Origin of the sequence: Rhodococcus sp. DK176 (genome assembly GCF_038447315.2) — a bacterium.
GTDB classification, from domain to species: domain Bacteria; phylum Actinomycetota; class Actinomycetes; order Mycobacteriales; family Mycobacteriaceae; genus Rhodococcus_F; species Rhodococcus_F jostii_A.
Map to the genome: position 1 here is coordinate 85,312 of NZ_CP118322.2, position 13,357 is coordinate 98,668.

Annotated in this window: 14 protein-coding genes and 1 pseudogene; 11 read left to right on the forward strand and 4 right to left on the reverse strand. The window is 66.7% G+C overall.

Annotated elements, in window-relative coordinates; all coding sequences use genetic code 11:
• The first annotated feature begins 33 nt into the window (after positions 1 to 33).
• From PSR88_RS37265 to PSR88_RS37275, 3 genes are all read left to right on the forward strand, one after another.
• Entirely contained in the window at positions 34 to 882 is an 849-nt protein-coding gene (locus PSR88_RS37265) for an IS5 family transposase (protein ID WP_029537058.1), read from the forward strand.
• On the forward strand, positions 879 to 1,334 hold the full coding sequence (locus PSR88_RS37270) for a hypothetical protein (RefSeq protein WP_016879880.1): 456 nt from the start codon (positions 879 to 881) through the stop codon (positions 1,332 to 1,334). Before PSR88_RS37265 ends, PSR88_RS37270 begins: the two co-directional genes overlap by 4 nt.
• Before the next feature lie 612 nt (positions 1,335 to 1,946).
• On the forward strand, positions 1,947 to 3,047 hold the full coding sequence (locus PSR88_RS37275) for a hypothetical protein (protein WP_016879881.1): 1,101 nt from the start codon (positions 1,947 to 1,949) through the stop codon (positions 3,045 to 3,047).
• Between the two features lie 259 nt (positions 3,048 to 3,306).
• On the opposite strand, the gene PSR88_RS37280 is transcribed toward PSR88_RS37275, so the two are convergent.
• Positions 3,307 to 3,525: a DUF4383 domain-containing protein gene (locus tag PSR88_RS37280; RefSeq protein WP_081437581.1), complete on the reverse strand. Its 219-nt coding sequence runs from the start codon at positions 3,523 to 3,525 to the stop codon at positions 3,307 to 3,309.
• Between the two features lie 171 nt (positions 3,526 to 3,696).
• Positions 3,697 to 3,819: a hypothetical protein gene (locus PSR88_RS37285; RefSeq protein WP_016879883.1), complete on the reverse strand. Its 123-nt coding sequence runs from the start codon at positions 3,817 to 3,819 to the stop codon at positions 3,697 to 3,699.
• A 67-nt stretch (positions 3,820 to 3,886) separates the two neighbouring features.
• Here PSR88_RS37285 and PSR88_RS37290 point away from each other — a divergent pair, with 67 nt between their 5' ends.
• The 5 genes from PSR88_RS37290 to PSR88_RS37310 all read left to right on the forward strand — a co-directional run bounded on the left by PSR88_RS37290 (position 3,887) and on the right by PSR88_RS37310 (position 8,523).
• Positions 3,887 to 4,345: a hypothetical protein gene (locus PSR88_RS37290; protein ID WP_016879884.1), complete on the forward strand. Its 459-nt coding sequence runs from the start codon at positions 3,887 to 3,889 to the stop codon at positions 4,343 to 4,345.
• Between the two features lie 464 nt (positions 4,346 to 4,809).
• Positions 4,810 to 5,025: a hypothetical protein gene (locus PSR88_RS37295; RefSeq protein WP_007298551.1), complete on the forward strand. Its 216-nt coding sequence runs from the start codon at positions 4,810 to 4,812 to the stop codon at positions 5,023 to 5,025.
• A complete protein-coding gene (locus tag PSR88_RS37300; RefSeq protein ID WP_011599068.1) occupies positions 5,022 to 5,375 on the forward strand; it encodes a hypothetical protein in 354 nt (117 codons plus the stop codon). Before PSR88_RS37295 ends, PSR88_RS37300 begins: the two co-directional genes overlap by 4 nt.
• A gap of 351 nt (positions 5,376 to 5,726) precedes the next feature.
• On the forward strand, positions 5,727 to 7,250 hold the full coding sequence (locus PSR88_RS37305) for a M15 family metallopeptidase (protein ID WP_016879885.1): 1,524 nt from the start codon (positions 5,727 to 5,729) through the stop codon (positions 7,248 to 7,250).
• A 13-nt stretch (positions 7,251 to 7,263) separates the two neighbouring features.
• Positions 7,264 to 8,523: a DUF4185 domain-containing protein gene (locus PSR88_RS37310; protein ID WP_011599071.1), complete on the forward strand. Its 1,260-nt coding sequence runs from the start codon at positions 7,264 to 7,266 to the stop codon at positions 8,521 to 8,523.
• Positions 8,524 to 8,603: 80 nt separating this feature from the next.
• On the opposite strand, the gene PSR88_RS37315 is transcribed toward PSR88_RS37310, so the two are convergent.
• Entirely contained in the window at positions 8,604 to 9,770 is a 1,167-nt protein-coding gene (locus tag PSR88_RS37315) for an alpha/beta fold hydrolase (protein WP_016879886.1), read from the reverse strand.
• Between the two features lie 232 nt (positions 9,771 to 10,002).
• Positions 10,003 to 10,998: an alpha/beta fold hydrolase gene (locus tag PSR88_RS37320; protein WP_016879887.1), complete on the reverse strand. Its 996-nt coding sequence runs from the start codon at positions 10,996 to 10,998 to the stop codon at positions 10,003 to 10,005.
• 390 nt (positions 10,999 to 11,388) lie between these two features.
• Here PSR88_RS37320 and PSR88_RS37325 point away from each other — a divergent pair, with 390 nt between their 5' ends.
• The 3 genes and pseudogenes from PSR88_RS37325 to PSR88_RS37335 all read left to right on the forward strand — a co-directional run bounded on the left by PSR88_RS37325 (position 11,389) and on the right by PSR88_RS37335 (position 13,233).
• The gene (locus tag PSR88_RS37325; protein ID WP_011599074.1) at positions 11,389 to 11,748 is read left to right on the forward strand and encodes a hypothetical protein; all 360 of its coding nucleotides are present in this window, start codon (positions 11,389 to 11,391) and stop codon (positions 11,746 to 11,748) included.
• A gap of 101 nt (positions 11,749 to 11,849) precedes the next feature.
• Positions 11,850 to 12,071, forward strand: a complete 222-nt coding sequence (locus PSR88_RS37330; RefSeq protein WP_029537070.1) for a hypothetical protein — start codon at positions 11,850 to 11,852, stop codon at positions 12,069 to 12,071.
• A gap of 513 nt (positions 12,072 to 12,584) precedes the next feature.
• Positions 12,585 to 13,233 (forward strand): annotated as a pseudogene (locus PSR88_RS37335) (ScbR family autoregulator-binding transcription factor).
• The last annotated feature ends 124 nt before the right edge of the window (positions 13,234 to 13,357 follow it).

Sequence of the window (13,357 nt, forward strand, 5' to 3'; positions counted from 1 at the left end):
CGGCGGACCGGCCGGTGGCGGCATGATGGGTTTGTGGTTGCTCGCAAGAAACGTCGCAAGCCGACGCCATATCAATCCGATCTGACCGACGCCCAATGGGAGTTGGTCGCACCGATGGTGCCCACGGCGCTGCCGGGCGGTCGCCCGGCGATCCACGATCGCCGGCGGATCGTGGAAGCGATCCTCTACGTCAACCGCACCGGTTGCTCGTGGCGGCAGCTCCCGCACGACTTCCCGCCCTGGCAGACCGTTTTCGGGTACTTCCAACGATGGAACGAGTCCGGGGTAACCGACCGCATCCACGACGCGCTGCGGGCAAAGCTCCGTGACCGCAGCGGCCGGGATCCGATGGCGTCAGCGGGGATGGTCGACGCGCAGGCGGTCAAGGGCGCCGACACGGTCGGCACAGAAACCCGCGGATGGGACGGCGCGAAACGGGTCAACGGCAGGAAGCGACACGTGGTCACGGACTCGCTGGGCCTGTTGGTGGTCGTGCTGGTCACCGCGGCGAGCGTGCAAGACCGCGACGGCGGGCGCCTGGCGTTGTCCCGGGCGAAGACAGAAATGCCGTCGATGGTGATGGTGTGGGCAGACGGCGGCTACGCCGGACGCCTCGTCGCGTGGGTCGCGGAGCATTGCCGGATGACGCTCGATATCGTTCGGAAACCGAAGGGGCAACAAGGATTCAGTGTACTTCCACACCGCTGGCTGATCGAACGGACCCTGGCGTGGATCGTGCGTTGCCGTCGACTCGACCACGACTACGAACGCCTCCCGGCGCACTCGGAAGCGATGATCAAATGGGCAATGATCGGATTGATGACCCGACGAGTCGCCCCCGCACGCGGACGACGACCCTGGCAGTCGACCCGCGCAGCGTGACACTTTCAAAACACCTTCTCAGCCTCGCCCTGTTGCAGGCCGCCTTCTCCCACAACGGACTCGCCCAACGATTCGACGGACAACACGACGGCGCGTTCCGTGCCGTCCTCGCCGAACACCACGTCAACGGGCCCGTCCTCGTCACACACACCAAGAACGACCTCGCCGTCGGCGTCGCCTACCCCCTCGCCTCCCGCATCGCCCACGACAACGCCGCCGCGCTCGGCGACCACAACGACCCCTACGGCGGCATGGGCCGCAACGGCGCCCAACACACACCCGAAACCGACCCCACCGAACAACTCCTGCGGAAGGTGACCCCCACCCACCAGTACACGTTCGTGCCCGGCAAGGTCTTCAACCTGAAGGCCGACGCGACGATCACCGACCACGGCGACGTCGCCAACCACGCCGTCGCACAAGCCCTGCGCGACGTACTCCGATCGCGCTGACCCACGCCCGTGTCACGACATCTCCCAGAAGCTGGCGCACCGACATGGTGTGTCCTTGGCCGCGAATCCGAAGCACCCGCAGCCTCGGAATCCGACACCGGCGTACCGCGGCCGATTCCTCACTACGAGCGGCGGGCACCGCGTGCGGTTCCAGGGCTCAGGCCGAGCGGGCCATCGGGCCGCGGCGCGAGGTCCGACCGAGCCCCGACGTGCTCGGCAAGGGCGAGCCAACAGACAGCGCGACAACCGAAGACAGGTAGTGGCCTACGCGTGATCGAGGGACTCGTCGGCGGCAGCGTCGGAATACAAGAGCGATACATGAGCGGAGAGTTCCGGGGTTGGGAGTTCCGATGCGAGCGACAAGTCACGTTCCGGCAGGAACCGCAAGGCCGATTCCGTTCGCTGCGATCGCCGCGGCGCTCGCCGTGGCGGTGGCAACACTCGGCGCCTGCAGATCCGACCCCGCACACCCGCCGAGCCAACCGGCCCCACCTGCGGCGCCCGCTCCAACACCCACTGCGTCGGCCCCGACGAGCATGTTCTTCCCTACCGTCGAACAGCACCGCACCCGGCCGGTAGGGACCCAACCGACGACACCGGAGAACAAGCTCGGTGTTCCGAGCGCACCAACACAACCGACGCTGCCCGGCCCACCACCCGGTACCAACCCGGATACCGATACTCCCGTACCGTCGCCTCCGGTCCCGACGACCGCGCCGCCCACCGACGGCGGCACACCGCCCGACGAGTGAGAACTCGACGCCAACGACACCGATCCACACCTGGATCGGTGTCGTCACCACGATTCTCGCCCCGACCACCCTGATCACGGCGCTGTGCTACTACTTCGGATACATCTACACCCGCAAGAAGCTCGCCTTCTTCGGCGTCGACTGCGATGCTCTCGGATTCACCTCCAGCGATTACGTGCGAGGCAGCGTCACTGTGCTGTACGCGCCGCTCCTTTTTCTCCTCGTCGGGTGGTTCGCGGCGGTCTGGGTCGGGGACTACGCGCGCCGCTCGATCAGAACCGGACAGCGGCCGCACCTTGTTCGCACCATCGGACGAACCGCACTCGCCGTCGGGACAGCTTTCATGCTCACCGGGATCGTCGGCGTCGTGGCGGCCGGGTACACGGCCTCTCTCGCACTCATCTCCTGGGTGTTCTCGCCGATCGCGCTCGGGGTGGGTGGTCTTCTCGCGGTGGGAGGTTACTGGGCACTGACCATCTCCACCACCACACCGAGCACGCACGACACCACTCCGACCGCACGAGTCAGCCAAGTCCTCGTGATTTCGGTGATAGTGCTGGCACTCTTCTCCGTCATGCACTCCTTCGCGTCCTGGCTCGGCGACAACGACGCGCAGACCATCGCCCACAACCTCTGGGCGAAGGAATCCGTGGTCTCCGTCGTCAGAGCAGAACGCTTGGATGTGCCAGCGAATCTGATCGCGGAGACTCTGGTCGAGACCCCGCCAGGGCAACCACCTCTCTTCCGGTATGAGTGTTTCCGAACTCTCGTTGCACGAAGCGATCTGTGGGTCCTTGTTCCAGCAAAGTGGTCAACTGACAACGGATACGCGGTGATTCTTCCCGCCGACTCCTCGCTCGTCAGCCTGTCCCGGTCGACCGATTTCAAGGACATCGCCGAAGCCCACACCGACATCGTGACCACGCCCTGGCAGTGCCCTGAACGCGCGCCGATCCCCTAACCGAATCAGCAGAACCGTACAGCGGTTGCACACCGCCTTCGCATCCAAAGGGCACCCCGATCCGGTCACGGGTCGAGGTGCCTTCCGTGTCATGCCGTTCGCCCGCGGTAGGCGCCGGTCGGTCGAATAGTCCTCCCCGAGAATGCGGCACGGTGCTGCGTCCCGCCTCCTTCGCCGGCATCGGGGGCGAAGTCGTCATCCCCACCGACGACGAGGCGGTGTCCCGGCTCGACCAGAGGGCCATCGACGCCCTGCGCGCCTACGAGAAGGCCGAGAAGGCCACCGGATTCGACCCGGCTCCTGGCCCGTCCCGCAGCCGCGGCAGCAGGAGGCCGAGGACAACCATCCCCAGCCCGAGGGCGAAGTGCAGCCAGTTGTCCGCAGTGTTGACCGGCACAAAATTCGCGCAGCTGTCCTGGTCGGTGGTCACCGCGGGGATGAACCCGAGCACCCCGACCATCAGGAACACCGCACCCATGAGCAGGACCGCTGCCTGGACCGGGGTGGCGAACAGGGAACCACGTTGGGCAGGCTGTGCGGCATCGCCGAAACCCTCTGTCTCACTCAAAAGCTGTACACATCAGAGAGCCACTGAACGGAATACCCGAGAGCCCGACCCCGAACCCGAGTCCATGACGGATCGGGGACCCTATTCCGGTCGCGGATCGGGGAACTCCGGGGTGGGAGCGTCGACCAACGAGTTGGGCCAGGTCAGCGCCTCGATGAGGGCGGTGACCCGCACCTCGGAGTCAGGTTCACGTTCGGCGGGCACTCAGGTGCACCCCGGGCGGCGCCGGGATCACCGGCCAGCAGGGAAGCACCGACCGCGCCACCCGGCTTTGCCGCGCAGGCAACTGTCGGGCATCGACGACCTGCCCGGCGCCCGTGCGGACCTCGAGGACGAACGACTCCCCCTCCCCGCGACACCCCGTCCGAGTCGGCGCCCCGCCCCGTCAAGGACCGAGTGTTCGTCATCGGGCGCCGATGACCACCTGCAGTCGGCTGGTGGCCAGGCCTGCGGTTTCGACCTCCAGACCGTCTACAACGACGTCGGCGGGCGACTCGAGGGTTTCGTGCACACCGCGGACTTGGGCCCGTACGCCGACCGGATCGGAGTCGCCGCCTCGGCGAAGCTCTCCCTGCGGGCCTGTGTGCTGGCTCGGACCTCCGGAAGAACGTTCCTCGAATTCGTCGACGTCAGCCAACCCGCCCACCCCGACGCCGGCAGTCCGGAACTGTTCCCGTTCTGGAACCGTGCGCGTGAGGAACTGTGCCCCCTGTATCGGCACGGCTGGTGACGAACCGGCGTACGGCGGTGTCGCGACGCTTCCAGGCCAGGGACCGGCCACGACCACGATGGACCATCCTTACCCTGATCTCACGCCCATTCGCCAGTTCCGGCACGCTGCAAGGGGTTCAGCAGACCGGGCCGCTGACGATCGGTACCGGTCAGCCGTGATCAACGCAGATCCGTTCCGGTGACACCCCGAGCTCGAGCCCGAGCTGAGCGTGCTGTGCGGTCAGGCCTTGGTGATCGGTGGACACTCGTGCATACCTGATGTACATCGCTGATTACCGGTCGCGCAGCGGCTCGGCCGGTCCGGAGCGCGGGCCATCGCAGTCGGCATCGAGGGTGCGGACGTGTTGCCGCCCGTCCTGACCGGTTCTCAGCCCTACCCGGAGACCGATGCGTATCTGAGCCGTACCTGGTACGGCTTTCGAGGTAGACTGAACGGGCCGAGATCACCCTCAGGAGGACATCATGAGTAAGGACGACGTTTCCAAGGTCACCGCGAACCTGCCCAACGACGACATCAAGACGCTCGACGAGATCGCCAAGCGGCACGCCTCGACCAAGACCAGCGCCCTGGTCCGGGCCATCCGCACCACCGCCTACATCGACGAGGCCGCCGCCAACGGTGCCAAGGTCTTCATCGAAGAGCCCGACGGCACCAAACGGGAGGTCGTCTTCAAGTGACCGAACCCGACGGGCCCACCGTGCCCGCTGAGGACGATGTCACCGCCCGGGACGCCACGACCGTCGACGAGGTCAACGTCGGCAGCACCGACCCCCAGGTGACCGAACAGCCCGAGGTCACCATCCGGCGCCTCGACGAACGCCAGGAGGACACCCGTAAGGCCCTGGCGATCGGCCTGTCCGTGGCCACCTTCCTCGTCGGCCTGATCTACCTGCTGGTGCCGCTGTGGGCCGGCGCCGACAAGTGGGATCGCGCCAGCAGCCCATTCCAGGTGGTCTTCACCGCGATGGTGGGCCTGACCGGCAGCGCGATCGGCTACTACTTCTCCTCGCGCAATCCCCCGTCGTAACCGATTGGGGAACACGGAGCAGCCCCGCGCCGGGGTCCCGTCCCCATCGATCTCGATCCCCCCTGCTCACTGCTACGCCGACCCTCAGAGGCGTTCCACAGCACCGCGGTCATCCGGCTCGGCCCGCCGGGGCAACGCGCCGACCGACTCCGACCGGGCCCCGGGGAACGCGTACGGCACGCCTCGCCAAATTTTCCCGGCTCGGGCGTCACACTGAAACTCGGCAGAACCGGGCGAGGCGTTGGTGTCGGTATGTGGTCCTATCGTCCGGGATGCACGAAGCGACACACAGCCGCGGCGGAAGCGGAAGCAGTGCAGCCAGGACCGTGGTAGCGACGGAGGGTGAGCGCGATGGGATTTCGCAGCTACAAGGGGAACACAATCTCCGAGAACGGCTGGCGCATCTGCGATACCGGCGAAATCGTCAAGCCGCTGGTGCCCGGCACCGACAACGTGCGGCCGGAGGTGCGCCGGGGCGCGGCGGCGACGATCCTGATTGCCTGGGCGGCGCTCTGGCACCGGCGGGTCTGGCGAATCGACAGCTACCGGCCCCGCGACTACTGGGGATTCAGCTGGGACAACGATATAGCCAACAGCAACCACCTGAGCGGGACGGCCGTGGATCTCAACGCCACCCGGTTGCCCTGGAAGGTGCGGGCGTCGGTGAACATGCCGGCCGACAAGATCGCCGCGGTCCGGCAGATGCTCACCGAGTTCGAGGGCACGGTATTTTGGGGTGAGGACTGGGCCACCAAGGACCCGATGCACACCCAGATCAACCTCCCCGAGGGTGACACCCGCCTGGATGCCTTCGCGACCCGGCTCGAAAACGGCTACCTCTGGGTGTATGGGCCACCCGACCTGGACGCGTTCCCCCTCCCGGCGGGGTACTACTACGGCCCGCTCGACGGACCCGCCGAATCGATCAGCGGCCTGTTCCCCACCGACCCGCAATCCTGGAAGGACGGCCTCAGGCGCTGGCAGAAAACCTGCGGCATACCGGAAACCGGAATCTGGGACACCGGCACCGCCCGCGCGGCAACGGCGCTGCAGATCGCGAACGGATGGCCGGTGACCGGCTATGTGTTCGAGGGCGAATGGAATGTCGTGATCCGCCACGGGCAACGCCCGGATCTCGGCGGACCGGTCACCCCGCCGACACCGCCGGTGGTGCGCGGCAAGACCTGGGCGGATGTGTCGCAGTATCAGATCACCCCGGTCACCGACGCGTACCCGTACGACATCTTCTGTTTCCGGTCCAACAGCGGGAACATGCGGGATACGAAGTTCGCGGCGAACCACGACTGGGCGGTGCGTGCGTGTCAGGACGGCCGGCTGCGGTTCTTCATCGTGTACTGGTTCTTCCGGCCCGGTCAGGCGAACATCGACTTGCTGATGCAGATGGTCACCGAGCAGGGCGGGCCGCATCCGCGGATGGTCGTCATGGCCGACGTCGAGGACGCGGCCGGGGCGATCACCGGGGACCAGTCGGCGGAGGTCAACGACGAGATCCGGCGGGCACGCGAATGGCTCGGCGAGCGGCGGGTGATCGGCTACTGGAACCCGGTGTCGAACGCGGACCTGTGGCGCACCCGCCCACCAGGTCTCCGGTTGGTCACCCCCAGCTACGGCCGGGAGCCCGGATCGCCGAAGATCAAGCCGGACGGCTATTTCGCGCACCAGTACACCGACAACGGCCCGTGCCCACCGTTCGGCCGCTGCGACCTCAACTACACCCACCTGAGTACCGACGAACTCGACGCGATGCTCGGCCTGGGGCAAAGCCCCCCGCCCCCGCCTTCGGTTCCGGAACCGTTCCCGATCGACGACGCGGCGCTGTGGGACTACATCGCCGGGGAGGTTCTCGGCCGATGACACTGGTGCGGTCATGAAAATCAGGGATCTCACTCCGGTGCCGCAGTTCGGTGTCGGCGGGACCGACCTGGGCATCCCGGTCCGGGTGCCCACGGGAGAGATCGGATTCTTTTTCGGTGACACCTTCGCCGAGAACCGGGTCGGCGGCCCCGGCTGGCGCAGCCCGGTACTGCTCTACAGCCACACCCACGACCTCGATGACGGGGTGCGGTTTCACCGCGCCGCCGGGGGCAACCCCGCGAAACAGCTCTGGGACTACCCGCACAACAACCCGGAGTTCAGCACCGTGCTCCCCACCGACGCGATCGTGATCGGCACCCGGATCTACCTGCACGTCCTCGTGGTCCGGGGCCTGCCCGACACGCGGTGGACCGAGATCCAATACTCCGACGACAACGGCGAGACCTGGACCCACGGCGGACCCAAGGCCCGGTGGGAAGGATGGGAATTCGGCGGTCACCGCCGGATGCTGACCTGGGAACGCGGCGGGGACGGGTTCGTCTACGTAATGACCACCGGCGGCCTCGAACGTGACAAGAACGTGCTGCTATTCCGCTGCCCCGAGGACCAGCTGCTGAACCGAGACTTCTACGAGCCCTGGGGATTTCGCAACGGTGCCTGGGCATGGGGCAATCCACCCACCCCGATCCTGCCGGTCGGCTCCAAGGTCGGGGAGCTGTGCCTGCGCCGAATGCAGAACAACTGGGTGCTCAGCTACTTCAATGAAGCCGAATACAACATCACCATCCGCGTCGTCGGGCAGATCACCGACAACTGGCACACCGCTCCCACGTTCCGGCCGGTGAGGGGACCGTCGGGGAATGGCGGCCCGGACGTCGTGGCCCGCCTGTACGGCGGATACGTGCACCCGGACAGCACATTCGACAACTTTCACATCATCGTGTCCGAATGGGCCGAATCCGGATGGCCGTACCGGGCCATGCAGTTTCGGGTACAGGTACAACCCGCAGTACCGATCGAGGAGGACGAACACATGAGTGCACGCGAAGTCGCCGCCGCGTTCCGGGACGACCACCCGGTCGCCCTCTACGACGGATCCGGCCGCAAGCTCGATCTGCGAGAGGCCATCGCCGAGATCTTATGGAAGGAGGTCACCAACCTCGGTCTCGAAGGCCGCCCGGTGCCGGCGGACCGCAAGGACGATCAGTTCGGCCACATCCTGTCCACTCACGCCCTGGCCGAGCAGAACAACAAACTACTCCGGGCACTGTGTGAGAAGGCGGGCATCGACGTCGACGAGGTCCTCACCTGAACGGTCCGGATCAGACCTGGAATCGCCTTGCTGCTAGCGACATTCGTTCACAGGGGGACTCGGCCGCGCCGGGATCGGGGTCAGCACCGTGTCGGGGCGGGCTCACCCCGGAATCGTGCCGCGATGAACTCGTACGCATCCGGGAAACCGACCACCGCGGTGGTCATGTGCTCGGAGATGTCGTACGGCACGAACGTCAGCCTCGCACCCGCCGCGCAGTACCGGTGCGCCACCTCCGCCACCGAATCGAACGGGGTGAGCCCATCGAGCGTGCCGTGCCACATGTACACCGGCGCCGTGGGCACCCCCTCGAAATAGCGGAGGCTGTTCTCCCGCAACACCTGACGCGCCGCCGAACTCGCCATCAGACTCCTCGACGCGGCCAACTGCCCGGCGTTGCGGAACGCGCCGTGGAACAGCAGGAACCGCCGGCACTCGTTGCTCATCCAGTCCCGCAACCACAGACCGGTCTCGTTGAGTTGCGAGGACACCGGCAACCGATCCGGGTACTCCCGCTCGAGGCCGATCGCCGCCGCGAAGGCCAGCCCGAACCCCGGGTGCGGGTTGAACCCCAGCCTCTCGGCCATCTGCTCGAGATCGGCCGGAACTCCGCCCTGCACCACCGCCGCCAGCGTCAGCTCCGGCGCGTAGGTCGGGGCGAGCGCCGCCGCCCAGGCACTGGCCATTCCCCCACCCGAGTAACCCGCCAGGGCGACGGGACTGTTCGTCAGGCCCAGTTCGGTCACCCGCTGCACCGCACGGACACTGTCCAGGGTGATCATGCCGCCGAGCTTGGCGGCACCGTACGCACCGGTCGGGCCGAGGTGATCGGGCACCGAGACCGCCCACCCCCGCTGCAGACCCAGCAACATTCCCGGCGATTCCTGCATCTCCAGGTTGAACAGCGCCCGCGAGGGCGCGCACTTGGTTCCCAACGAGTTCACGATCGCCTGATACGACACCAACGGCGGATTCGCCACACCCCGGGGCAGGAGCACCGTGGTGACCGCCAGAATCGGGTTGCCGGCCGAGTTCGTCGACCGGAACGCGACCTGCCACCCGTCGGAGTTGGCGTACATCCAGGTGTCGATCCGCCGCGTCCGCACCACATCACCCGGCGCCGTGGCCCCGAGATCGGCGGGAGCGAGGTAGAACGGATCCGGGTCCGGCCACGGATACAGCGGTTCCGCGCTCGCCGGCACCGGAACCATCATTGCGAGGAAGAGGACACCGAGCACCGCCGCCATCAAGACCCTGAAACCTCGCCGCACCACGTCCTGCTCCCTCTGCGCCCCCTCGTCAGGACACGGTGACTGTATCCGCGCGGGCACCCGCACCGTTACCGGCTCGATCCGCGGCGACCTCAGCGACAGGGCCTAGCGAACACCCGCGTGCAGGTTTCCGCATCCCGCTTCATGCCAACGCTCACCAGCCGCGTCGCCGTGGTGCGGCGACCCGTCAGCCCTGACACCGTCCCCATCAGAACTTCTCGGTGAGGATCATCTCCAATACCCCCGTGCCCGCCGGGACCACGGTGCAGGGCGGCGGTGTCGCCGCCTGTGCGGGATCGAGCACACCCATCACCAGTTGCAGGGTGTACTCGTCGTAGGGCATCCGGAAATGCCCGGACTGATTGGACGGGCACAGGTCCCCGATCATCAGGTTCGTCGCCGACCCGTCGCGCAACGCGATATTGGTCGCCGGCTGAATGACCTCGTCGAGCCGCGAGCCGATCGTCGTGTACCGGGTCCCCGGCACGGTGTCACCCCCGCCGTTGAGGTCGGCCAGGAACGATGATCCCTGGGCCTGCTGCTCCAACGCGGGCGACACCAAGTCCGGGGGGATTGCCCTTCTCGCCCACTGCATGCCGCCGGGCGTCTGCTCGAGGACCGGAACGAGACCGAACAGGGTGCCCCCGTATGTCGGTGAGGCGAGACCGATCCACTGATCGACTATGGCTGCACCACCGAGCCGGTTGACGTAATAGCGGGCCACCGTCGCTCCTTGCGAGTAGCCGACGATATTGACCTCGGCGGCGGCGGTCGCGGCGCGGACGGCAGCCACGAACTGTGCCAGCTGGCCGGCGCTGACCGTCATGTCCTCGGTTCCGTAGTTGTCGCCCCCGGGCTCGCCGCCGTAATTGAGCGCGAACACGCAGTACCCCGCGGCGGCCAGTCGCGGACCGAGAGCTGCCCAGTCCGAGTACGCGTTCGAGTCCGTGCCGTGCACCAGCACCACCGGCCTCGGATGGTCGTCGGTGGGGATACAGGTGAAGTCGTTGACGCCGGGCGGCACCGATCCCGGGTGCTGCCGCGCGTACCGGGCGGCATCGGGATGCTCGCTCTGGGCGGGACCGGCTCGGTCCGGGACCTGCCATACCGAGCTCGCCCCGGGTAGGTCCGGAACCTCCTCCGCCGCCGCGACCGGCGCCCAAAGAAGGCCCGCGGCCAACCCGAGACACCCGCGGCCGCCCACCTCATCTGTCGATATGCCCGCATCCTGCCGCTCCCTGCCCTGCCTCCACGGCCCGAACATTCGTGCCGACACCACTACCCGAGCACCCCGGAACCGGGTCGGCTCCGGGGACAGTGTGGAATACATTGAGCGCAAACGCTATTAGGTCAACCGTCCAGTTACGCTGGGTCGCATGCCATCCGGGAACACTCCAACAGTGCAACCATTGGCGCATCCGACGAGGCCATCCTGCGGGTTCGATCACTACCGCCCAGTAATGTGACGTATGCCACAGCTAGCGTTGCGGAGATGCCTTACCCTGCTGAGAAACACACACCCCATAAGGCTTCCCCAAGAATCGACACACAGAGTGAGTCGGAACCCGCGCCCACTCGATGAGGTGCGGTCGCCATGACCACAGAACAGCTGGTCCGCAACCCCATCGTCACGGGCCGGGTCACCGCCGATATCGCCAGCCAGTCGCCCCGAGACGTTGTCGCGGCAATGTTCTCGTTCGACCTCGACGACGGGAAGGTCGACCTCGACGCAGTCGAACGGATCCGAGAGCGCGAATTCGACGACTGGATTTCCGCCACCGCCCAGTCCGGCCTCTTCTCCCCGCAGGAGATCGAGGCCCTGGCCCGGTCATGGCACGCCGACCCCCGGTCGCTGTTCGAGGCGCTCCTCACCGACGCCGACGACATGACCCGCAAGCGCTACGAGATCGCCTGGGACTCGCTCGACGAGGCCGACTCACTCGAATACGCCTGACGGTGGCGACAACCGACGATGGAACGCCTGATAGCCAACACACCCACCCACAATGAGCGACGAAAAACGTTGAGGTGAACGGCAAGGGAGGACGGAACCCGATGACGAACTCGACCGTTCCAGACCAGTTGCTGCACGCCGTACAGGACCGCACCACCGAGATGCGCCGATGGTTGGAAACCGACAACAACAGCGAAACGCTGATGGCGCACCTCCAACACGAGCCGGTCGACGCAGCGTGGCTGCGCACCTATCAGCGCCTGGGTCGCGACCTCATGTCGGCCGTCGGAAACGCGCAGGAGCAGTTGCCGCGCCGTCGATGAACGCCGACCAGGCCTGTGCGCTCGAACGGGTACGGGACACGCGCGCGGTCTGTCGAACTGTCACGCCCGCCGAGCACACAACGGTTTTCAGTTGGGCCGACTGACAACCACCCCTCAGCAACGGCCGAGACCTGAAGTCCCGTTCATCAATCCATCGGGAGTCGGGCGACCACTGCTCAAACTCTGTCAAGGCGAGGGTGTCGTGTTCGTCGTAGTCGGCGAGCAGTGTGATGAAGTCCCACTCCCGGCCCTCGCGTCTCCCGGAACTAGCGGGGCGGGTCATCGGTGAGCCCTCCGATGTCGGGGCGCCGACACCTTGCGCCTGAATCCCCCGTTCCTGGGGTGCGCTGGGGACGACGTCCTGGGGCCAGTCGGCCTCAGAGGGGGCCACGCCGAACATCATGCGACGAACCTCCACATCGGGTATGCATATGCAGGGCGTCGTTCAATCCCATTCAGGACGGTTCACGACAGCCGTCCCGTCGATGATCTCGGTACTCGAAGGGCAGGCGAATGGCCACCCAGAAGCGGGCGGAAGTCACTCGTCGCGCATTGCTGTACGCCGCGGCCGAGGTGTTCACCCGCCACGGCTACGCAGACACGAAGCTGAGCGAGATCCTCACCCAGGCCGTGGCCACCAAGGGGGCGCTGTACTTTCACTACGCCTCCAAGGAAGAACTGGCCCGCGCCGTCATCGAGGAAGGCACGAGGCGGTTCACTGCCGTGTGCACCCCGTATCTCGACTCCGCCACGCCGGCATTCGAGGCCATGCTCGGGATCTCCTTCGTCACGGTCGACGCCGCCCTCAACGACGCGGTGATGGGGGCAACCTTCCGCCTCATCACCGAAATGGGCGACTACCGCAGTTCCGAGACGGACACCTTCGCGACCTGGATATCCACCTACCAACTCCTGGCCCGCCGAGCAATCGACGAGGGTGACCTGCGCGAGGACACTGATCCGGACGCTGTCGGTCAGCTCCTGGTGGAACTCTTCGCCCGGGGCACGCCTGCTGGCGACGGCCACCGACAACCCCGCCGCCCTGCCGACGCGGACGGCGATGGCGTGGGATCTGCTGCTCCCGGTGCTGGTGACCACCCCGAAAGTCGACTACTTCCGACAATTCCTCACCCGGAGGCTGCCCACGGTAGGCCTGCCATGAAGGGTGCTGCGGCAGGAAGCTTCGTCTGAAATGCGGCCTGACCGCCACCGAACGCAGCCACGGCAACCGCAGACCGGACCTCGCGCACTGGTCCGCGCCACCCGACGCGGGGTCAGTGGCCGCG

Bases quoted from the DNA above. Each gene is read 5' to 3' on its own strand.
- PSR88_RS37280 (WP_081437581.1), bottom strand. From the start codon at position 3,525: ATGGGTGCGGTGTTCCTGATGGTCGGGGTGCTCGGGTTCATCCCCGCG.
- PSR88_RS37295 (WP_007298551.1), top strand. From the start codon at position 4,810: ATGAGTAAGGACGACGTTTCCAAGGTCACCGCGAACCTGCCCAACGAC.
- PSR88_RS37305 (WP_016879885.1), top strand. From the start codon at position 5,727: ATGGGATTTCGCAGCTACAAGGGGAACACAATCTCCGAGAACGGCTGG.
- PSR88_RS37310 (WP_011599071.1), top strand. From the start codon at position 7,264: ATGAAAATCAGGGATCTCACTCCGGTGCCGCAGTTCGGTGTCGGCGGG.
- PSR88_RS37315 (WP_016879886.1), bottom strand. From the start codon at position 9,770: ATGGCGGCGGTGCTCGGTGTCCTCTTCCTCGCAATGATGGTTCCGGTG.
- PSR88_RS37325 (WP_011599074.1), top strand. From the start codon at position 11,389: ATGACCACAGAACAGCTGGTCCGCAACCCCATCGTCACGGGCCGGGTC.
- PSR88_RS37330 (WP_029537070.1), top strand. From the start codon at position 11,850: ATGACGAACTCGACCGTTCCAGACCAGTTGCTGCACGCCGTACAGGAC.